Origin of the sequence: Microcoleus sp. AT3-D2, from assembly GCF_036705715.1 — a bacterium.
In the GTDB taxonomy this organism is placed as follows: domain Bacteria; phylum Cyanobacteriota; class Cyanobacteriia; order Cyanobacteriales; family Microcoleaceae; genus Microcoleus.
In genome coordinates this window covers 44,519-65,054 of sequence record NZ_JAUBVE010000033.1, presented here as the reverse complement: position 1 = coordinate 65,054, position 20,536 = coordinate 44,519, and the positions used below count along the sequence as shown (strand labels likewise).

Below are 20,536 nucleotides of genomic sequence, written 5' to 3'. Positions count from 1 at the left end.
CTCCACAGTAGCGTTTAAAGTCTTTGGGGGTTAACTTTTGTGATTCTTCGTAGTTCATATTATTAAGCTAATTTTTTCTTTTATTTTACCTAGAAAGAGCGCACTTTCGCAAGAGGCCTAATCTAATTGAGGCATCAAATTGGGAACTAAAGCTGCCCGAAACTGCACCGATACAGTAGAGTTAATAGCAATTTCTTTAACCAGTTGCAGGAGCAAAACGAGGTTGTCGGTGGCTTCCCGGAGGCGAGAACCGGGGAGAAGGGCGATCGTCCGAACTCCGGGTATTAACTGCAAATCTTTGCCCGTAGAATTGAGGTTGTCCATGACGGGATTGCCGACAAACTGAGCTTTCTTTAAACCCTGTCGGTTTAAGTCAGCAGCAGTCAAAGCATCTCTAGTAAAAACCGCCAGACATTTCTCTGAGCAAAGCAACTGCCACAAGATTAAACCCAAATCGACTCGCCCCTCGTAATAACTAGAATGGGCCGATAGAAAAATTATATAGGGGCGGTTGCTGGCATGGGCGATCGCCGCCACGACAATATCTCCAGTTGCCACCACCAAATCGCAGTGGCGCAAATGCTTCCAAACAGCCTGCAATTGCTGCCAAGTCAAAGCAATTAGCCCTGCCCCAATATCTTTGAAAAAAAACAGGGGATTCATGTAAAAAACTCCCCCAGACGGCATTTGACTGGTGGGCCCAATAATTGGCACGGTTGATCGCGCGTAAGCAGCCCCGTCACCGACAATCGGCATTGCCGAAACATCAACATCCACGCCAGATGCTCTCAAAGCTTTGAGAATTTGACAGTTAATCGCGTCTTCCCCGTGGCCGTTGCTGAGGAAAAGTACCCCCTTCCGTTTCATAAAATCCAATCAAGATCAGGCTTTTTAAACTCATTTGCGCGATCGCTACCTGCTGACAGGCTACGATTTTGTTACTCTAATTTAAATACCTTGTGGAAGTGAAACAGCGTGAATATTGAAATTGGGCGGGGCAAAAGTGCTCGCCGAGCTTACGGCATAGATGAAATCGCGCTCGTACCAGGACAGCGCACCCTCGACCCGAGTTTGGCAGATACCAAGTGGCAGATTGGCGGGATCGATCGAGAAATCCCGATTATCGCCAGCGCAATGGACGGAGTAGTCGATGTCCGCATGGCCATTTTGCTGTCGGAATTGGGAGCAATGGGCGTGCTCAACCTAGAAGGAATTCAAACCCGCTATGCCGACCCCCAGCCAATATTAGAGCGCATCGCCAGTGTCGGGAACCACGAATTTGTTTCCCTGATGCAGCAACTCTATGCCGAACCCATCAAGCCAGAATTAATCGACCTGAGAATTAAAGAAATTAAAGCAGGAGGAGGGATTGCCGCCGTCAGCGGTACACCAGCCGGCGCGAGCAAATACGGCCGGGCGGTTGCTGAATCTGGAGCCGATATATTTTTTGTGCAAGCAACAGTAGTCTCGACAGCTTTCCTTTCCCCTGAAGCGATCGCGCCTCTAGACTTAACTCAATTCTGTCAAGAGATGCCGATACCAGTAATTTTGGGTAACTGCGTCACCTACGAAGTTGCCCTGAATTTAATGAAAACTGGCGCTGCAGGCATTCTCGTGGGCATTGGGCCGGGGGCTGCTTGCACATCTAGGGGCGTATTGGGTGTCGGCGTTCCCCAAGCCACAGCGGTAGCAGACTGCGCCGCCGCGCGGGACGACTACTATCGCGAAACTGGCAAATACGTGTCGGTGATTGCTGACGGCGGTTTAATTACTGGTGGCGATATCTGCAAGTGCATTGCCTGCGGCGCGGATGGAGTGATGATTGGTTCGCCCTTTGCCAGGGCCGCCGAAGCTCCCGGCCGCGGCTTTCACTGGGGGATGGCGACTCCCAGCCCGGTTTTGCCGCGCGGCACTCGCATTCGCGTGGGGACTACGGGTACTGTGGAGCAAATTTTGCGCGGGCCGGCCCTCCTAGATGACGGTACGCACAACTTGCTCGGAGCTCTGAAAACTAGCATGGGCACCCTGGGCGCTAAGGATCTTAAGGAGATGCAGCAAGTGGAGGTGGTAATTGCTCCTTCTCTGCTGACTGAGGGTAAAGTCTATCAAAAAGCTCAGCAGTTGGGCATGGGTAAGTAGATTTACCGATCAAATACCAGCATACCTTGACAAAATTTGTTCCACAGTCTCGAAATTTACAGAATATTGTGGAATTATCGAGAAGGAGATGTCACAATAGAAGAAGCGGAGACGAATGTTTCCGTTCACTCCTCACACCACACTCCGCCCGGACTACTGTTCGGGCGGTTCCTTTTTTGCCGGAAATCTTGGCTCTTGCTTACTAGATACAGAACTGAGGCTTTTAGCTCCGGAGAGACCCAGAGTGGGAGAGTGGGAGAGTCTGGGAGTGGGAGAATTTTTCTTCTACATAAGTGGATTCTGCCTTGGGAAACACAAGTGCCTTCGGAAACATAAGTGCCTTGTTCCTTCAGAAACCTTGTGCCTTCTTCCTTCTACCGTTTTCCCTCTTCCTTCTACCGTCTTCCTTCTTCGTTCATAAGCCTTCTCTTAAAATCGTTGACGCAAGTGGTTACACTTTTTGCTAAACTTGTTATCCGAGAAATAGTATTTACAAGGATGGCTAGGGATGTCAGCAGCCGCGCAAGTAACCGACTCTACCTTTAAGCAGGAAGTGCTCGATAGCGAAGTTCCAGTTCTAGTGGATTTTTGGGCTCCCTGGTGCGGGCCCTGTCGGATGGTGGCGCCCGTCGTAGACGAAATTGCCCAGCAATATGAAGGGCAGGTCAAGGTAGTAAAAGTTAATACCGACGAGAATCCTAACGTGGCCAGCCAATACGGTATCCGCAGCATTCCGACGCTGATGATATTTAAGGGCGGTCAACGTGTGGATATGGTGGTTGGGGCAGTTCCGAAAACTACTCTGGCCAACACTCTGGAAAAGTACATTTAACTGAACTACGAGCGGTTTCGCGCTGTTCTTTTTGGGCCGCGACAGCTAACTCGCTTCAGAACCGGGGCAAAGCTACGGGAAAAGTTATTAGTGGCCAGCAGGGCAATTTGCTGGTGGCTATTGGCTTCTAACTTTGGCTTGCCCCTTAATTTTTATTAGCGACAATTTGTTATCGTTTCGGAAAAATTCATGATTCGTTCTGGGTCTGGTCAAGGTTTTGAGCCCCTCCAAGCTGAAGTGATGGATTTGCTCGATCGCTTGCCAATGTTGAAGCACTCTGAGTGGATCGGACGATCGCTCTCTACAATAGTGCAAATGGCCGGAGAGGATCTCGATCGCCTAGACTGGAAGATTCTGGCTGCGTCGCTCCGAGATATGGAGAGCGCTTTTGAGCTGTTTTATCCTTACCGCCACGTTCGCAAAATTGTGATTTTTGGTTCGGCGAGGGTGTCACCGCAATCGACAGAATATTTGATGGCCAGAGACTTTGCGCGGGCGATCGCCCAGCAGGGATTTATGGTGATTACTGGCGGCGGCGGGGGAATTATGCAGGCGGGGAACGAGGGGGCGACGGCTGAACGTTCTTTTGGGCTGAACATTCAGTTGCCTTTCGAGCAGAGTTCTAATCCTTTCATTGCCGGCGATCGCAAGTTGCTCAATTTTAAATATTTTTTCACTCGCAAGTTATTTTTTCTCCGGGAGAGCGATGCTTTGGCTCTGTTTCCGGGCGGTTTCGGCACTCTGGACGAGGCTTTTGAGTGTCTGACTTTGACTCAAACTGGCAAGTTCGGGCCGGCTCCTTTGGTATTGATCGATCGACCTGGAGGAGATTATTGGCTTGATTGGAATTATTTTGTGCAAAAACAATTGCGGGGACGGGGTTTGATTTCAGCCGACGATCGCAGCCTGTATACGATTACTGACGATGTAAATGTCGCTTGCGAGGCGATCGGTAGTTTTTATCTGGTTTATCACTCCTGCCGCTACGTGCGCGAAAAATTGGTAATTCGCTTGAAAACAGAGCTTTCTGAGGAGAATGTCGATCGGCTAAATGCTGATTTTAGCGATATTGTTGTCACCGGAAAAATTGAAAAAAGTCAAGCTTTGGAACCGGAAATAGGAGATGCAACTTTCGATATGCCGCGCCTGACTTTGCATTTCAACCAGCGCGATTTGGGGCGGCTTTATCAGCTAATTGCTGCTATTAATCAAATGGGTGCAGCATCACCCGCCGCAGCCCATCCCGAACAAAAATAATTGTTAGTCAACAGTCAACAGTCAACAGTCAACAGTTATTAATCTGTAGAGGCGGGTTTCACGAGAAATATTTGTAACTAACTCAGTGGATAAATAAACCCTCCCCTCTGATTGAGCTAAATTTGACCACGAATTTCTTGATGGTACAAGCCCCCGCATTTATCCGTGGAATCAATCCAAAATCGAAAATCGAAAATCCTCAAGCCCCCGCATTTATCCGTGGGGTCGCCTCTAAAATCTAAAATCTAAAATCTAAAATCGATTGACCGACTGTCTTTTGACAAAATCGATAGGCTACATTTATGATATTCAACACTCATCAATAATCAATCAGCAGTAAAAAAACTAATAACTAATGACTGCTGACTACTGACTCCAGATGCTAGACCTGCTGCTAATTGCAATTTTGGGATTTCTCGGCAGTTTCGGTCACTGCGCCGGGATGTGCGGCCCGCTGACAATGGCGTTTTCTCTTTCTAATTCCCGCAACGATAAATTAGCTGCTTTCCGCTTTCATTTGCTGCTAAATTTGGGAAGAATTGCTGCTTACGCTTTGGTTGGTGCTGCAATTGGCGGACTGGGTTCGGTGTTAATTGCTGGCGGACTTTTGGCAGGTACGGGTAGCGAATTGCGGCGGGCGATCGCACTTATGACGGGCACGATGCTGATTTGGTTCGGAGTAGTGCAAATTAAACCGGGTTTGCTGCCGGGATTGCCGCTGCTGCACCCAATGTCGCACGATCGAGTCGGACAAGCAATGAGCAAGCTTTCGGCACAAAAAAACTGGTGGGTGCCGGTTGCTTTGGGTTTGCTTTGGGGTTTGATTCCCTGCGGTTTCCTCTACGCGGCGCAGATTAAGGCGGCGGAAACGGGAAACCCGGTTTTGGGTGCGGCAACGATGCTGGCTTTTGGACTCGGCACACTGCCAACTATGCTGGGTGTGGGTTTTTTTGCTGGCAGATTGAGCGCGGACAAGCGCAGTCAACTGTTTCGTGCGGGTGGTTGGGTGACGGTGGCGATCGGGATTCTTACCTTGCTGCGAACCGATGAAATGGTTGATTTTACTGGCTACGCAGCGCTGCTGTCCTTGATGCTAGCACTGTTGGCGCGTCCGGTTAGCAAGTTTTTGCCGCAACTGTTGCGCTACCGCCGCGCTTTGGGTGTGGGCGCGTTTGTCCTAGCAGTCGCCCACACGTTTCATATGCTGGATCATACGCTGAAATGGAATTTTGACGCGCTATCTTTTATGTTGCCGCAGCATCAGTTGGGAATGGCCGCTGGGATGACGGCGCTGCTGTTGATGTTGCCGGCGGCGGTTACAAGTTGCGATCGTATGCAAAATTTTTTAGGCCAACTGTGGCGAATGCTTCACCTGTTAAGCGTTCCAGCTTTCCTGCTGTGCGCTGTACACGCAGCACTCATCGGTTCCCACTATCTCGGCGGTTTTGAATGGAAGTTGCACAATCAACTGCTGACAGCGGTGTTAGCGGTGGTTGCGGTGTTAGTTATGTTTGTGCGATCGCGCTTGTTTTGGTCAGTTTTATCACTGGAGAAGTTCTATGTTTCCCCTATCAAACAAAAGTAAAACTTTGGGATTGTTAGTTTTTTTAGGATTGCTAATTGAAGCAACAATTCCCAATGCGCCACAGTTAAACTCGATTTCTGTTTTGGCGCACGAAGTCGAAGTATCGGGAGATGTAGCTGCTACCTTTCACCTAGAACCCAACCACAACCCCCGCGCCGGAGAGCCTGCGAGAGTGTGGTTTGCCCTAACTCGCAGAGGCGGTCAAATTATCCCGCTAGAGCAGTGTAATTGCAAATTAGAAGTTTATCCGAAAAATCGTAAAGATGGGGATAAGCCGCTGATGCAGCCGCCTTTAACCGCCATATCTGCCGAGAAATATCAAGGGATTCCGGGAGCTAATATCGTGTTTCCAAAGGCTGGGATTTACGAAATTGAATTGAGCGGAACAGCCCAAAATAAAGCTAATTTTAAACCCTTTAAACTGACTTATACAGTCACGGTTCGCTAAGATAATCTTTCCATCACCGAACATAAATCTTGTAGGGGCGGGTTCACCGACAATAAATGCCTAAAACCCACAATCTCCTAAACCCGCCCCCACCCAACGACAAAGCATAATCTACCTATTTTAACATACAAAAAAATACAAGCGAAATCTGTATAAAACCTTAAAAATTGCCAACTCTACAAAATGTCACAAATTTTTACACTACATTATAACCAGTGTCCATTATGTAATTTGTGCAAGCTAACCTCTCTTGAACTGAGCAAAGGATATAACGATGGATATCTTATCTAACACCGTGGCGCTGTCACGGATGCAATTTGCGCTAACCGCCATATTCCATATGCTGTGGCCAGTTCTGACTACGGGAATGGGAATTTATCTGGTAATTGTTGAAGGAATGTGGCTGAAAACTCGCAATCCCGACTACTACCATCACGCTCGTTTTTGGTCGAAACTATACGTCCTCAACTTCGGTATTGGAGTAGCTTCAGGAATTCCGATGGAATTTCAGTTTGGCACGAATTGGGCACCATTTTCAGAAGCTGTTGGTGACTTTTTTGGCAGCATTTTGGGATTTGAAGCTTCAATGGCATTTATGCTAGAAGCCGGCTTTTTAGGCATTATGCTGTTTGGTTGGGAGCGCGTTCACCCGATCGTCCATTATTTCGCTACAATCATGGTAGCCTTCGGCGCTAACCTATCAACCGTCTGGATTTTAGTCGCTAACTCTTGGCTGCAAACTCCTGCGGGGGGAGAAATGGTCAATGGCAAGTTTATTGTCAGCGATTACTTTCAAGCAATTATGAACCCGTTCGCATTAAACAGCATTCTCCATATGTTTTTTGCGACGTTAGAAACTTCGCTGTTTGTCATTGGCGGCATTAGCGCTTGGTACATTCTCAATAAGCGCAACCAAGCCTTTTTTTCCAAGTCTTTAAAAATTGCCATAGCAACAGCAATCGCCGTTGCACCTTTGCAGATATACATCGGACATTTGAGCGCCGAACAAGTTTATCACTATCAACCCACTAAATTAGCAGCAATCGAAGCTAAGTGGGAAACTTCACCAGCGGGAGAGTCAGCAGATTGGACTTTGCTAGCTTTCCCTAATGAAAAAGCCCAAAAAAATGACTGGGAAATTAGCATTCCCAATGGCTTAGGATACATTCTAGAATTCAAACAAAATCTATCCGAACCCGTACTAGGTTTAAAGGAATGGAAACCTGAAGATAGACCCAGAATGGTGGGTTTAATCTACTATTGTTTCCGCATCATGTCCGGGATTGGATTATTTTTTTTAGGATTGATGCTATTCAGTATAATTCAGTGGCTGCGAGGCAAACTTTCTGCTGAAAATATTAGCAGTCAACCTTGGCTGATGCGCGCTTGGGTATTAGCTGCTCCACTGGGATATATTGCTGTAGAATCGGGTTGGATTGTGCGCTGTGTCGGCAGACAACCTTGGGCTTTATACGGGCAAATTCGCACTGCTGACGCGGTGTCAAACATCCCCGCCAGCAATGTTTTAACTTCTCTCAGTTTCTTTGCAGTTGTTTACAGCTTTTTGTTTGTTTGTGCCTTGTATTTTGGCAGTCGAATTATCCGCCAAGGGCCTAATTTAAGTCTGCCTGTGCCAGGTTTAGACAATGAACCTGCAATCGAAAGTCAACCCGCAGAACACATTCCCGATCAACGTCCCGTAGAAGCACAACAATAGGAGATTTTATGCAAGCTTTGGAGCATTTTCTCCCACAAGTTTGGTTTGTAGTTTTGGCTTTGTTTCTCCTGCTATATGTCATGCTAGACGGTTTTGACTTAGGAGTAGGAATCCTGTCTCTGACTGCTGACGACGAGGAACGCAGGGGCATTTTAATGACGAGTTTGGGCAACGTTTGGGACGCGAACGAAACGTGGCTGGTTTTAATGGGAGGCGCTTTATTTGGCGCATTTCCCCTCGCTTACGGTACGATTTTGACAGCGCTGTATATACCGATTTGCATGATGCTTTTTGGTTTGATATTTCGGGCTGTAGCCTTTGAATTTCGCGAGCATTCTAAGCGCAAATTACTCTGGAATTATGCCTTTGGTGCTGGCAGTTTTTTAGCAGCTTTAGCTCAAGGATTTGCCCTCGGTGCGGTGCTCGAAGGCATTGCGGTTGATGAAGCCGGTCATTTTGTAGGTTCTACTTGGGACTGGCTGGATTGGCGATCGATCTTAGTGGCTTTGACGCTGATTCAAGGCTATGTTTTGATCGGTTCAACCTATCTAATTATGAAAACGGAGGGCGAACTGCAAACAAATCACTATCGCACGGCTAAAATTGCGGCGGTGACGACTTTAATCGGAGCGATTTTAATCACGATCGCCACTCCGATTTTTTACGAAAGTGCTAGATCCAGGTTGTTTGAAAAACCGCTAGTTTATGTCTTTGCCGCGATTCCTTTGTTGGGAGTGCTGTTAGTGGGGCTGCTGCTGAAAAGTCTCGCAAACAAAGAAGAACGCACGCCGTTTGTCTGGACAATTATGATTTTTTTGCTTACTTTCATTGGCTTGGGATTGATTGTTTTTCCCTACATTATTCCCTCACAAATCACGATTTACCAAGCCGCAGCTTCGCCCAGCGCCCTGGTATTTATGATTGTGTTTATGGGCGTTCTGCTCCCGATTATGATTTTTTACAACATCTACAATTATGTTGTGTTTCGGGGTAAGGTTGTCGGCGGGCACTACGGGGAATAAAACATAATCAAACCGCAGATGTCAGCCAATATACGCAGATAATATCAACTCTCTATCCGGGTTTATCTGCGTATATTTGCGGTTAAAAAATACAAATAATTGTTTTCTGATACCATCACCATATTAGACAACTATACTATACATAGCGCAAATAGTGCGGAGTAGGCAAAGGAACTAATTTAGGATTAGCGATCGCACGTCATGCGATTTGAAATTTGAGATTTGAGATTGCTCGCACGGATGAGTTCGCGGGCTTGCGATCGGGATGTGGAGCTTTTTTCAAAGGTACACAGATAAATCCGGGGACTTGTGACCAAGTAGATTTCGACCAAATAATAATTGATAAACATCAAGAAAAAATTACAGTTAATTCTGTCCATACCGAGGATGCAGAGTTTGCGATCGCTATCTTTGTCAAATAATAAAATACAATGGAATAGAAGGTTTAATTTAACTGTTTTATAATAAAGGGTCAACCAGTTATGGATACGATCGCCAATTTCTCAGGCTATGAGATTACAGAGCAACTTTATGTAGGTACACGTACCCTAGTCTATCGAGGCATCCGTACCCGTGACCAATACCCAGTCGTCATCAAACTGCTGCGAAACGAATACCCCACCTTCAACGAACTCATCCAGTTTCGCAACCAATATACCATTGCCAAAAATCTCGACTTTCCTCACATCGTCAAACCCCTGACGCTGGAAGTATACCAGAATAGCTATGCCCTCGTAATGGAGGACTTTGGCGGAGTCTCCCTACCTACTTATCTCAAAACAACAACAAATGAAACTCAACCATCTCAAGTTTTACCTTTAGCAGAATTTCTCCAACTCGCCATACAACTAACAGACATTATTCACTATCTCTACCAAAACCGAGTCATTCACAAAGATATTAAACCCGCTAATATTCTCATTAATCCCGACACCCAAAAAATTCAACTAATTGACTTTAGTATTGCATCCCTCCTACCACGAGAAACCCAAGAAATCCAGAATCCCAATATTTTAGAAGGAACATTAGCCTATCTCTCTCCCGAACAAACAGGACGGATGAATCGAGGCATTGACTATCGTAGTGACTTTTATTCCCTGGGTGTGACCTTTTATGAATTGTTGACAGGAAAGCTGCCATTTATCTCGGATGATCCGATGAAACTGGTGCATTGTCACCTCGCTACACCGTCGAAACCGATCCATCAAATAAATCCAGAGATACCCCTAATTTTATCGCAACTTGTCAGTAAGCTGATGGCCAAAAATGCCGAAAAACGCTATCAGAGTGCATTAGGACTCAAGCACGATTTAGAGATTTGTTTAGTTCAATTACAAAAAACAGCCAAGATAGAAAATTTTGAACTCGGAAAGCGAGATATTAGCGATCGCTTTACTATCCCCGAAAAGCTCTACGGTAGAGAAAAAGAAGTTGATCAACTATTAGCTGCCTTTGAGCGAGTCAGCATAGGTAGCACCGAAATGATGCTAGTAGCGGGTTTTTCGGGAATTGGGAAAACCGCCGTTGTCAATGAAGTCCATAAACCCATTGTCCGTCAGCGCGGTTATTTTATCAAAGGCAAATACGATCAATTTCAACGCAACATTCCCTTCAGTGCCTTTGTGCAAGCCTTCCGCGACTTAATGGGTCAATTGCTATCAGAATCGGATACCCAACTGCAAACATGGAAAACCCAGATTTTAGCAGCAGTCAGAGACAACGGACAAGTTTTGATTGACGTGATTCCTGAGTTAGAACGCATAATTGGCGCTCAACTTCCTGCAACAGAACTGTCAGGAAGTGCCGCCCAAAATCGCTTTAATCTGCTCATGCAGAAATTTGTGCAAGTTTTCACGAGCAAAGAACATCCTTTAGTGATATTTTTGGATGATTTGCAATGGGCGGATTCAGCCTCCCTAAATTTGCTACAATTATTGATGAGGGATACAGGATATTTATTAGTATTGGAGGCCTATCGAGATAATGAAGTTTCCCCTGTGCATCCATTTATCTTAACAGTGGATGAGATACTTAAAACAGGGGCAACAGTGAATACGATTACTTTGCAACCGTTAAGCGAAACCGATATAAATTTGTTGGTGGCGGATACGCTGAATAGCGAATCATCCCTTGCCCAACCTTTGACAAGATTAGTATATCAAAAAACTCAGGGAAATCCTTTCTTCGCCACTCAGTTTCTCAAGACATTACATGACGATGGGCTAATTAGCTTTAACTGGAAAATTCGGCATTGGCAGTGTGATATTGCCCAAGTCAAAGCCTTAGCTATCACTGATGATGTCGTTGAGTTTATGGCGTTGCAATTGCAGAAGTTGCCCAAAGAAACTCAGAAGGTTCTCAAATTAGCAGCTTGTATAGGAGCACAGTTTGATTTGAAGACGTTAGTAATTGTCAGTGAAAAATCTGCTGGAATGACGGCTACAGCTTTATGGAAAGCATTACAGGAAGGTTTGGTGATTCCCACGACAAAAATCTATAAGTTCTTTACGGAATGGGATAGTGATGAAGTTTTCAAGGCTTCAGCTAATCCAACTTATCGATTTTTACACGATCGCGTCCAGCAAGCCGCATATTCGCTAATTCCTGATTCGCAGAAAAAAGCAACGCATCTCAAAATAGGAAAGTTACTCCAGCAAAATTGCCCCGAGATAGAGCAAGAGGAAAAACTGTTTGATATTGTCGGGCATTTGAATCGAGGAATTGAGTTGATCGCCCAACCGAGCGAACGGGAAGCCTTAGCTCAACTAAACTTGGCAGCCGGTTGTAAAGCCAGAAATTCTACCGCCTACACAGCAGCCAGAGTTTATCTACAAGTGGGGGTTGAGCTACTAACAGCCAACTGCTGGCAAAGCCAGTATGAATTGACTCTGAACCTCTATGTTGCTGCTGCTGAAGCCGCCTATTTGAATGCTGACTTTGACAGCATGGAACAGATTGCAGCACGGGTGTTACAGAATGCACAGACAATCTTAGACAAAATCAAAATTTACGAAATTCAAATCGTCGCACAGACAGCACAGAGCAAGACGTTAGAAGCGATTGCAGTAGCCAGAGATGCACTCTTGCAGTTGGGGGTTGAACTCCCCACCGAACCTGATGAAGCCTTGATTGGTAAAGCGCTACAGAGCCTTGCGGAGCAACTAAGCGGCAGAAAAATTGAGGAACTAATAGATCTGCCTGTGATGAGCGATCCTCAGACTCAGGCAGCTATGCCAATATTGGCCATGTTATTTGCACCCATTCTCCAGGGAATTCCAGGCTTAGTGCCCCTACTTAGCTCCACGATGGTAAGTTTATCGCTCTCCTTTGGGAATGCACCCGCATCAACGGTGGGCTATGCGATTCACGGACTTGTATTAAGTGCCTTTTTGGGAGAGGCAAAAACGGGCTATAGCTTTGGTAAATTGGCATTGAATTTGCTCGATCGGGTCAATGCACCAGAATTTAAGTGCATTACTCATAATATGTTTGGGGCATTTATTCAGCATCATCAAAATGCTATGAGGGCAGGGATACCAACGCTGAAAGAAGGCTTTACGGCTGGCATGGAAACTGGCGATTTTCTCAACGCTGGCTACAACATAGCTACTTACAGCTACATCAACTTTTTTGGTGGCGTAGAACTGGATACTTGGGAACCGGAACTTGCAGTCTACAGTGCTACCTTGGCTCAGGTGAAGCAATATTCTGCTCGGACTTATTTGCATATGGGGTGGCAGACGTTGCAGAACTTGAGGGAAGTTCGTACTCTGTCGGATTGCTTAATCGGAACTGCCTATGATGAAACGGTGATGATTCCTAAGCACTATCAGGATCGCGAATTCAGTGCGATCGCCCTTGTCTACGTCTACAAACTACTGCTTGCCTATTCGTTTGGTAATTATCCGGCTGCTCTAAACTACATTACCCCAGCCAAACAGTCTGTGATGGCAGTATCGGGGTTAATTATTGTTCCCATTTTCCATTTTTATGCAGCCCTGACGTACCTGGCAGTGTTTTCCACACAGCCAGAAATTGAACAAGCTGATATTCTGGCCTCTGTGGAAACTCATCAAACAACTCTGCACCAGTGGGCGCAAAATGCTCCGATGAATCATTTGCATAAGTGGTATTTGGTTGAGGCAGAACGGCAGCGGGTTTTGGGTTACAAGGCAGATGCACTCGAAATGTACGATCGCGCCATCCGACTAGCTCAAGATCATAAATTCATCAACGAAGAAGCCCTCGCCAACGAACTAGCCGCGAAATTCTACTTGGAATGGGGCAAAGAAAAAGTAGCTCAAGCCTACATGATTGAAGCGTATTATTGTTATGCCCGATGGGGAGCTAAAGCCAAAATAGAGGATTTGGAAAAACGTTATCCTCGCTTACTCGGTATTATCCTTCAGCAAGCTCAATCCTTTAGTTCCCTCAAGGAAACCATCGCCCGCGGAACAATTACTTATAATACAAACTCTTCTAGCAGCAACTCGAATTTTCTAGATTTGCCTACTCTGATCCAAGCCTCTCAAGCCATTTCTGGGGAGATTGAACTAGATAAACTCCTGACTACTCTTTTAAAAATAGCGATCGCGAATGCTGGCGCCACTAAGTGTGTCTTATTGCTCAAACACAAACAGTATTTACAGGTAGCGGCTCTTGTAGCAAAGGGACAGGAACCTGAGCTATTACCATCAATACCTTTAGAATCAAGTCAGGATGTAGCAATTAGTTTGGTTAACACTGTCAAGCGTAGTTTGAAACCTTTGGTAATAGTCGATGCTAGGGTAAGTTCCCTGGTTGCGAGCGATCGCTATATTGAACAGCACCAGCCGATCAGTGTTCTGTGTATTCCAATTCTTAATCAAGGGCAGTTGATAGGAGTTTTCTACCTGGAAAATAACCTGACGGTTGGGGCCTTTACGAGCGATCGCATTGAAGTGCTAAATTTGCTGGCTTCTCAAGCTGCTATTTCCTTAGAAAATGCCCGGTTGTATCAAGAATCTCAACAAGCATTTACAGATCTCAAACAAGCACAAATAAAAATAGTTCAAAGCGAAAAAATGTCAGCCTTGGGAAACTTAGTGGCTGGGGTTGCTCATGAAATTAATAATCCAGTTGGTTTTCTGGTTGGTAATATTCAACCCGCCTTAGATCATATCAAAGATTTGTTTGGATTGCTCGATTTGTATGAACAAAAATATCCGCAACTAGATCCAGAGATTCAAGAAGAAATCGAAAACATAGATCTGGACTACATCCGGGAAGATTTACCGAAATTAGTAAGTTCGATGCGGGAAGGCGTGAAGCGGATTCGGGATATTAGTACCAGTCTACGGACATTCTCCCGTGCGGATACTAACTATCCCGTAGCTTGCAATATCCACGATGGCATCGATAGCACCATTATGATCCTGAAACATCGCCTCAAGGCTAACGATACTCGTCCAGAAATCAAAGTGATTAGGGAATATGGGAATTTGCCACCAGTGGAGTGCTATGCCGGACAGTTGAATCAAGTATTTATGAATTTGTTAGGTAATGCGATCGATGCTTTGGATGAATCAAATCAAGGACGAAATTATGCAGAAATCGCCAATAAAATTACCATTAAGACCGACATTTTTCTAGATAAAAAACAAGCGATAATTTGCATTAAAGATAACGGTGTGGGCATGAGTGAGGTAGTGCAAGAGAAGATTTTTGATGAGTTATTTACTACCAAGGAAGTAGGGAAAGGGACGGGGTTGGGACTGCCGATAGCACGGCAGATTATAGTTGAGAAACACGGCGGTACAATAGAGGTAAATTCTGTACTGAGAGAAGGGACGGAGTTTACAATTTTATTGCCGATGAAAGGATAAGACTATCTTGAGAGAGGGCAATCTTTCTCTTCAAAAGTGAAAAAAAATAAAAGCGGTAGAGTCGGTCGGCTGGGGATTTCGCAGTTCTATTTTCCTCAGACTAGACAAAGAAAAGTGTATACTTAGTTACAAGAGTCAATGTCTAAGATGGAGTAATCCAGAGGAGTACAGCAGTGGATTTAACGAACCGAATTTCTGGATATCATCTGGTTGAGCAATTATACTGTGGTTCGCGAACCCTAGTTTATCGAGCTATCCGAGAAAAAGACCAGCTTCCGGTTGTCATTAAACTACTGAATCGAGACTATCCCAGCTTCAGCGAACTACTGCAATTCCGCAACCAGTACACCATCGCCAAAAACCTACGTCTGCCGGGAGTAGTTGAACCCTACAATTTGGACTCCTATCGCCACAGCTATGCCCTAGTAATGGAGGATTTTGGCGGCATTTCTCTGCGAGAATACGCCCAAGAGGCCTCGCTGACTCTAGCAGAAATATTGGAAATAGCCATTCAAATAACTGACATTCTAAACGGACTGTACCGAAACAGAGTCATTCACAAAGATATTAAGCCAGCTAACGTTTTGATTCATCCCGAAACTAAACAAGTCAAACTGATTGACTTTAGCATCGCTTCTCTACTTCCGAGAGAAACTCAAGAAATTCAAAATCCCAACATTTTAGAGGGAACCCTTGCCTATATTTCTCCCGAACAAACCGGACGAATGAACCGAGGCATCGACTACCGCACCGACTTTTATTCTCTGGGAGCAACCTTTTACGAACTGCTGACAGGACAACTGCCATTTGAATGTGACGACCCGATGGAGTTGATTCACTGCCATATTGCCAAACAACCTCCTTCAATAAACAGCAAAGAAATCCCGCAGGTGGTTTCGGATATTGTCATGAAGCTGATGGCAAAAAATGCCGAAAAGCGCTATCAAAGTGCCTTGGGATTGAAGCATGACTTAGAAAAGTGTTTGTATCAGTACCAAGAAACTGGAAAAATTGAAACTTTTGAGTTAGGAACGCGGGATGTATGCGATCGCTTCCTGATTCCTGAAAAGCTTTATGGTCGAGAAACTGAAGTACAAACCCTGTTGAGTGCCTTCGAGCGGGTAGCGATTGGCACATCAGAATTAATGCTGGTCGCTGGGTTCTCCGGGATTGGTAAAACGGCTGTAGTCAACGAGGTGCATAAACCGATTGTCCGGCAGCGCGGCTATTTCATCAAAGGCAAATTCGACCAGTTCAACCGCAACATTCCCTTCTCGGCATTTGTCCAGGCATTCCGCGATTTAATGGCACAATTACTCAGTGAAAGTGATGCCCAAATCCAAGCATGGAAAAGTCAAATTCTCGAAGCGCTTGGTGACAACGGACAAGTCATTATTGAAGTCATTCCCGAACTAGAACGGATTATCGGACAACAACCCCCAGCCCCAGAAATATCGGGGATTGCTGCTCAAAATCTGTTTAATTTGCTCTTCCACAAATTTATTGCTGTCTTCACAACAAAAGAGCATCCCTTGGTAATGTTTTTGGATGACTTACAATGGGCGGATTCGGCATCGCTGAAGTTAATGCAATTGCTCGTCAATGAGTCGCAATTGGGTTATCTGTTGCTGCTGGGAGCTTATCGGGATAATGAAGTATCACCAAGCCATCCGCTGATGTTGACCCTAGATGAAGTGAGGAAGGCAGGAACAACCCTCAACACCATAACATTAGCACCCCTCAGTCAAATTAGTTTGAATCAATTGGTAGCCGATACTCTTGTTTGCTCTCCTAAGTTGGCACAACCGCTGACAGAATTAGTCTATCAAAAAACTCAAGGAAACCCATTTTTTGCGACGCAGTTTCTCAAAGCCTTGCATCAGGATGAATTGATTATTTTCGATATCAAAGCGGGACATTGGCAGTGCGATATTAGTAAAGTTAGAGAGGCAGCACTGACCGATAATGTGGTGGAATTTATGGCGCAGCAGTTGCAGAAGTTGCCCAGAGAAACTCAGGATGTTTTAAAATTAGCCGCTTGTATTGGCAACCAGTTCGATCTGGCAACATTGGCAATTGTTTTAGAGAGTTCGGAGACTGAAACCGCAACGGCTTTGTGGAAAGCTTTACAAGAAGGGCTGATTCTTCCCCAAAGTGAAGTTTATAAATTTTATGTAGGAATAGAACAGGCTATTTCTGAAGCGACTTCTCAAACGGTTGCCTATCGCTTCTTGCACGATCGCGTTCAACAAGCTGCTTATTCCCTTATTCCTGATGAAAAAAAGCAAGCAACTCATCTCCAAATCGGACAGTTGTTACTACAAAATTCCTCAAACATAGAGCAGGATGAAAAAATATTTGAGATTGTCAGACACTTAAATCAGGGTAAAGATTTAATCACTCAAAGTCGCGATCGCCAAGCATTAGCCGAATTAAACCTAGTGGCAGGGCGGAAAGCCAAAACTTCTAATGCTTATGCTGCCGCAACGGTCTATTTACAAACGGCGATGGAGTTACTGACAACAGACTGTTGGCAAAATCAGTATGAATTGACCCTAAATATTTACATCGCTACTGCCGAAGCTGAATATTTAAACCTTAACTTTGAGAAATCATTAAAATTAGCTGAGTTGGCGCTGACAGCAGTCAAGAGTTTACTCGAAAAAGTGAGAATTTATGAATTAAAAATGCAAATTCATATTGCTCAGCAAATAGAAATGATCGCCGCAGTAGATATTGGGTTAGAAGTGTTAGAAAAACTATCAATTTCTTTACTAACAATAGACTTGGAAAAGGATTTGATAATTGATTTACCAAATCTTGACGATTTAGATAATTTGCCGCTGATGACAGATCCATATAAGCTGGCAGCCATGCAAATTTTAAGAACACTCTGTACTCCTGTATTTGTAGCAAGACCAGAGATTTTTCCGCAATTAATCATCACCATGATTAATTTGTGCCTTAAATATGGAGATTCAGCACTATCATCTTTTGCCTATGGTTTTTACGGGTTATTGTTAGTAGGATTAGGTCAATTAGATAGAGGTTATCATGCAGGCTTAGTTGCCTTAAAATTATTAGATAAGTTCAACGCTAAAGAGCTAAAAGCCCAAGTTTATAACTTGTTCAATGGCAATATTCGCACTTGGAAAGAACCCGCCAAAAATAGTGTCGATCCTTTGCGAGAAGGACTACAAGCAGGGCTAGAAGTAGGTGATTTTGAATGGGGTGGATATTGTGCTGCAAATTTGTGTAGTTACTTATTTTTTACGGAAGATAACTTAGAATCAGCCATCCAGCAACAAGAATTTTATGGTAATTTTTGTATTAACTTTAAACAAGAAAGTTCTACCCATTTCTCGCAAGTATGGCGGCAATTAGGTTTGAATTTACAGGGTCAAGCCGCAGAGCCCCTATTATTGATCGGTAAAAGCTTTGATGAACAGAAAACTTTGCCCCGCATTATTGCTGCTAAATCTGGAATAGTTTTATTTATGTTTTATCTGGCTAAAACTATTCTAGGTTACTTGTTGGGCGATAGTATCCAAGCCTTAAAAAATGTGGGACTAGCACAGGAGCAATCCGGCTCGGCTTTTGGTTTTATGCAAGTCATAGTTCTCAATTTTTACCATTCGCTAACATTGTTAAATCGCTATGCTGAAGTCACGGTAGATGAACAAAGAAGCTACTTGGAACAAGTTAATGTTAATCAGGAAAAAATGAAGTTTTGGGCCGAAAATACACCAGAAGTAAATCGGTATAGATATGAATTAATTGAAGCGGAAAAGGCTAGGGTATTAGGGATTAATTGGCAAGCATTAGAGTTATACGATCGCGCCATCCAACTAGCTAAAGAAAATCAATTCCTCCAAGAAGAAGCACTTGCCAACGAATTAGCTGCCAAGTTCTACCTTGACTCGGGCAAAGAAAAAGTGGCCGCCAGCTATATGCAGGAAGCGTACTACTGTTATGCCCGTTGGGGAGCTAAAGCCAAAGTTGAAGACCTAGAACAACGCTATCCCCAATTACTTCAACCTATCCTGAATCAGCCCAAACTTCGCTTTAATCCCTTAGAGACGCTGGGAACGATTAGCCAGTCTTCATACACTTCCAGCAGTAGCACGAGTATTTCCGATGCCCTTGATTTCGCCTCTATTGTGCAAGCTGCTCAAGCTTTATCCAGTAAAATTCAGATTGATGAATTGCTCGACACCCTCAACCAAATTATTTTGAAAACTTCAGGGGCAGAAACTTGTGCTTTGCTACTCCCCCATCAGGATGAATGGCAAATCCGGGCAATAACTCACATCAATTCCGATAACCAGCCACCCACAACCCTGCTGCAAACCCAACCTCTAGATGGCTCGGCGGTGATTCCGCTCAAGCTGGTTTATTATGTCAAACATACCCTGCAAACTGTTGTTATTGAAGGTGGCAAAACCGATATTCCGGGTTTAATGAATGATTATACGTTCCAGGAGCAACCTCAGAGTATGCTATGTACTCCGATTCTCGATCGCGGGAATTTAGTTGGCATACTTTATCTCGAACATCGATCGACAAAAGGAGTGTTTACTCGCGATCGTCTCCTCGTCCTCAACTTCCTCTGCACTCAGGCTGCCATTTCCCTAGAAAATGCGCGACTGTATCAGCAATCGCAGGACTACGCCCACCAGGTGGAACAATCTCAACTGCAATTAGTGCAGAGCGAAAAAATGTCGGCTTTGGGGAACTTAGTGGCCGGGGTTGCCCATGAAATTAATAATCCAGTCGGATTTATTTCTGGCAATATTCATGAAGCGATCGCCGCCGTCAAAGATATTACAGAATACTTGCAACTCTATCAAGAAAAATTTACCAGTCCGGGTGAGGAGATTGAAGAAAAAGCTGAAGAGAGCGATATCGAATATCTCTTAGAAGATTTACCCAAAATGTTGAATTCTATGCAAGTTGGGTGCGATCGCATTCAAGGTATCAGCACCAGTCTCCGCACCTTCTCCAGATCCGACAAAGATTACAAAGTTCCTTTCAATATTCATGACGGAATTAACAGTACGATTTTGATTCTCAAACACAGATTGAAAGCGAACGAACAGCGTCCAGCGATTGAAGTGGTGAAAGAGTACGGGAACTTGCCCTCAGTGGATTGCTTCCCCGGACAATTAAATCAGGTGTTTATGAATATATTGGCAAATGCCATTGATGCACTGGAAGAATCAAATGTGGAACAGAGTTTAAAGAAGATTAAAGCCCCAGCCAATTGCATCACGATTCGGACAGAAAGACAGTCTAAGGAGTGGGTGATGATTCGCATTTCTGACAACGGGCCAGGGATATCAGATGAGATAAAAGCGAATATTTTTGACCACTTATTTACAACTAAAGGTGTGGGTAAAGGCACGGGATTGGGTTTGGCGATCGCACGGCAGATTGTAGTTGAGAAACACTCTGGTATGCTCGAAGTCAACTCAACTTTAGGTTGCGGTACACAATTTACAATTTCACTGCCATGTTGAGCATTACCTTGGTAATTTATAGCCAATTTTGAGATTTTTCTTGAAAATTGAAAGTTTTTCACACCCCACTTTACAATTTATAGTGAGCGATAACTTCTGCCAAACTCTTGATATCAAATCCGTTAGCATCGGAATAGTAAATTCGAGTTCACT

Annotated in this window: 10 protein-coding genes; 9 read left to right on the top strand and 1 reads right to left on the bottom strand. The window is 44.6% G+C overall.

What is annotated here, in order from left to right; genetic code table 11:
- Positions 1-117: 117 nt before the first annotated feature.
- Positions 118-867, bottom strand: coding sequence for a lipid-A-disaccharide synthase-related protein (locus QUB44_RS15800; RefSeq protein ID WP_333369091.1), 750 nt, complete (start codon positions 865-867; stop codon positions 118-120).
- A 108-nt stretch (positions 868-975) separates the two neighbouring features.
- Between QUB44_RS15800 and QUB44_RS15795 the strand changes: the two genes are divergently transcribed.
- From QUB44_RS15795 to QUB44_RS15755, 9 genes are all read left to right on the top strand, one after another.
- Complete coding sequence (locus tag QUB44_RS15795) at positions 976-2,139, top strand: GuaB3 family IMP dehydrogenase-related protein (RefSeq protein WP_333369089.1); 1,164 nt, start codon at positions 976-978, stop codon at positions 2,137-2,139.
- A 508-nt stretch (positions 2,140-2,647) separates the two neighbouring features.
- Positions 2,648-2,971, top strand: coding sequence for a thioredoxin (gene trxA, locus QUB44_RS15790; protein ID WP_006631199.1), 324 nt, complete (start codon positions 2,648-2,650; stop codon positions 2,969-2,971).
- Between the two features lie 189 nt (positions 2,972-3,160).
- Positions 3,161-4,228, top strand: coding sequence for an LOG family protein (locus QUB44_RS15785; RefSeq protein ID WP_333369087.1), 1,068 nt, complete (start codon positions 3,161-3,163; stop codon positions 4,226-4,228).
- A 379-nt stretch (positions 4,229-4,607) separates the two neighbouring features.
- Entirely contained in the window at positions 4,608-5,813 is a 1,206-nt protein-coding gene (locus QUB44_RS15780) for an urease accessory protein UreH domain-containing protein (protein WP_333369085.1), read from the top strand.
- Positions 5,788-6,261, top strand: a complete 474-nt coding sequence (locus QUB44_RS15775; RefSeq protein WP_333369083.1) for a hypothetical protein — start codon at positions 5,788-5,790, stop codon at positions 6,259-6,261. The genes QUB44_RS15780 and QUB44_RS15775 overlap by 26 nt, the downstream gene beginning before the upstream one ends.
- 274 nt (positions 6,262-6,535) lie before the next feature.
- Complete coding sequence (locus tag QUB44_RS15770; RefSeq protein WP_333369081.1) at positions 6,536-7,978, top strand: cytochrome ubiquinol oxidase subunit I; 1,443 nt, start codon at positions 6,536-6,538, stop codon at positions 7,976-7,978.
- Positions 7,979-7,986: 8 nt separating this feature from the next.
- Positions 7,987-9,000 (top strand): cytochrome d ubiquinol oxidase subunit II, encoded by a 1,014-nt coding sequence (gene cydB / locus QUB44_RS15765; RefSeq protein ID WP_333369079.1) that lies wholly within the window; start codon positions 7,987-7,989, stop codon positions 8,998-9,000.
- Between the two features lie 482 nt (positions 9,001-9,482).
- Entirely contained in the window at positions 9,483-14,864 is a 5,382-nt protein-coding gene (locus QUB44_RS15760) for an AAA family ATPase (protein ID WP_333369077.1), read from the top strand.
- A gap of 173 nt (positions 14,865-15,037) precedes the next feature.
- On the top strand, positions 15,038-20,383 hold the full coding sequence (locus QUB44_RS15755; protein ID WP_333369075.1) for an AAA family ATPase: 5,346 nt from the start codon (positions 15,038-15,040) through the stop codon (positions 20,381-20,383).
- The last annotated feature ends 153 nt before the right edge of the window (positions 20,384-20,536 follow it).

Excerpts from the sequence above, each read along its gene's own strand:
- QUB44_RS15800 (WP_333369091.1), bottom strand. The coding sequence starts at position 867 with ATGAAACGGAAGGGGGTACTTTTCCTCAGCAACGGCCACGGGGAAGAC.
- trxA (WP_006631199.1), top strand. The coding sequence starts at position 2,648 with ATGTCAGCAGCCGCGCAAGTAACCGACTCTACCTTTAAGCAGGAAGTG.
- QUB44_RS15785 (WP_333369087.1), top strand. The coding sequence starts at position 3,161 with ATGATTCGTTCTGGGTCTGGTCAAGGTTTTGAGCCCCTCCAAGCTGAA.
- QUB44_RS15780 (WP_333369085.1), top strand. The coding sequence starts at position 4,608 with ATGCTAGACCTGCTGCTAATTGCAATTTTGGGATTTCTCGGCAGTTTC.
- QUB44_RS15775 (WP_333369083.1), top strand. The coding sequence starts at position 5,788 with ATGTTTCCCCTATCAAACAAAAGTAAAACTTTGGGATTGTTAGTTTTT.
- QUB44_RS15770 (WP_333369081.1), top strand. The coding sequence starts at position 6,536 with ATGGATATCTTATCTAACACCGTGGCGCTGTCACGGATGCAATTTGCG.
- cydB (WP_333369079.1), top strand. The coding sequence starts at position 7,987 with ATGCAAGCTTTGGAGCATTTTCTCCCACAAGTTTGGTTTGTAGTTTTG.
- QUB44_RS15760 (WP_333369077.1), top strand. The coding sequence starts at position 9,483 with ATGGATACGATCGCCAATTTCTCAGGCTATGAGATTACAGAGCAACTT.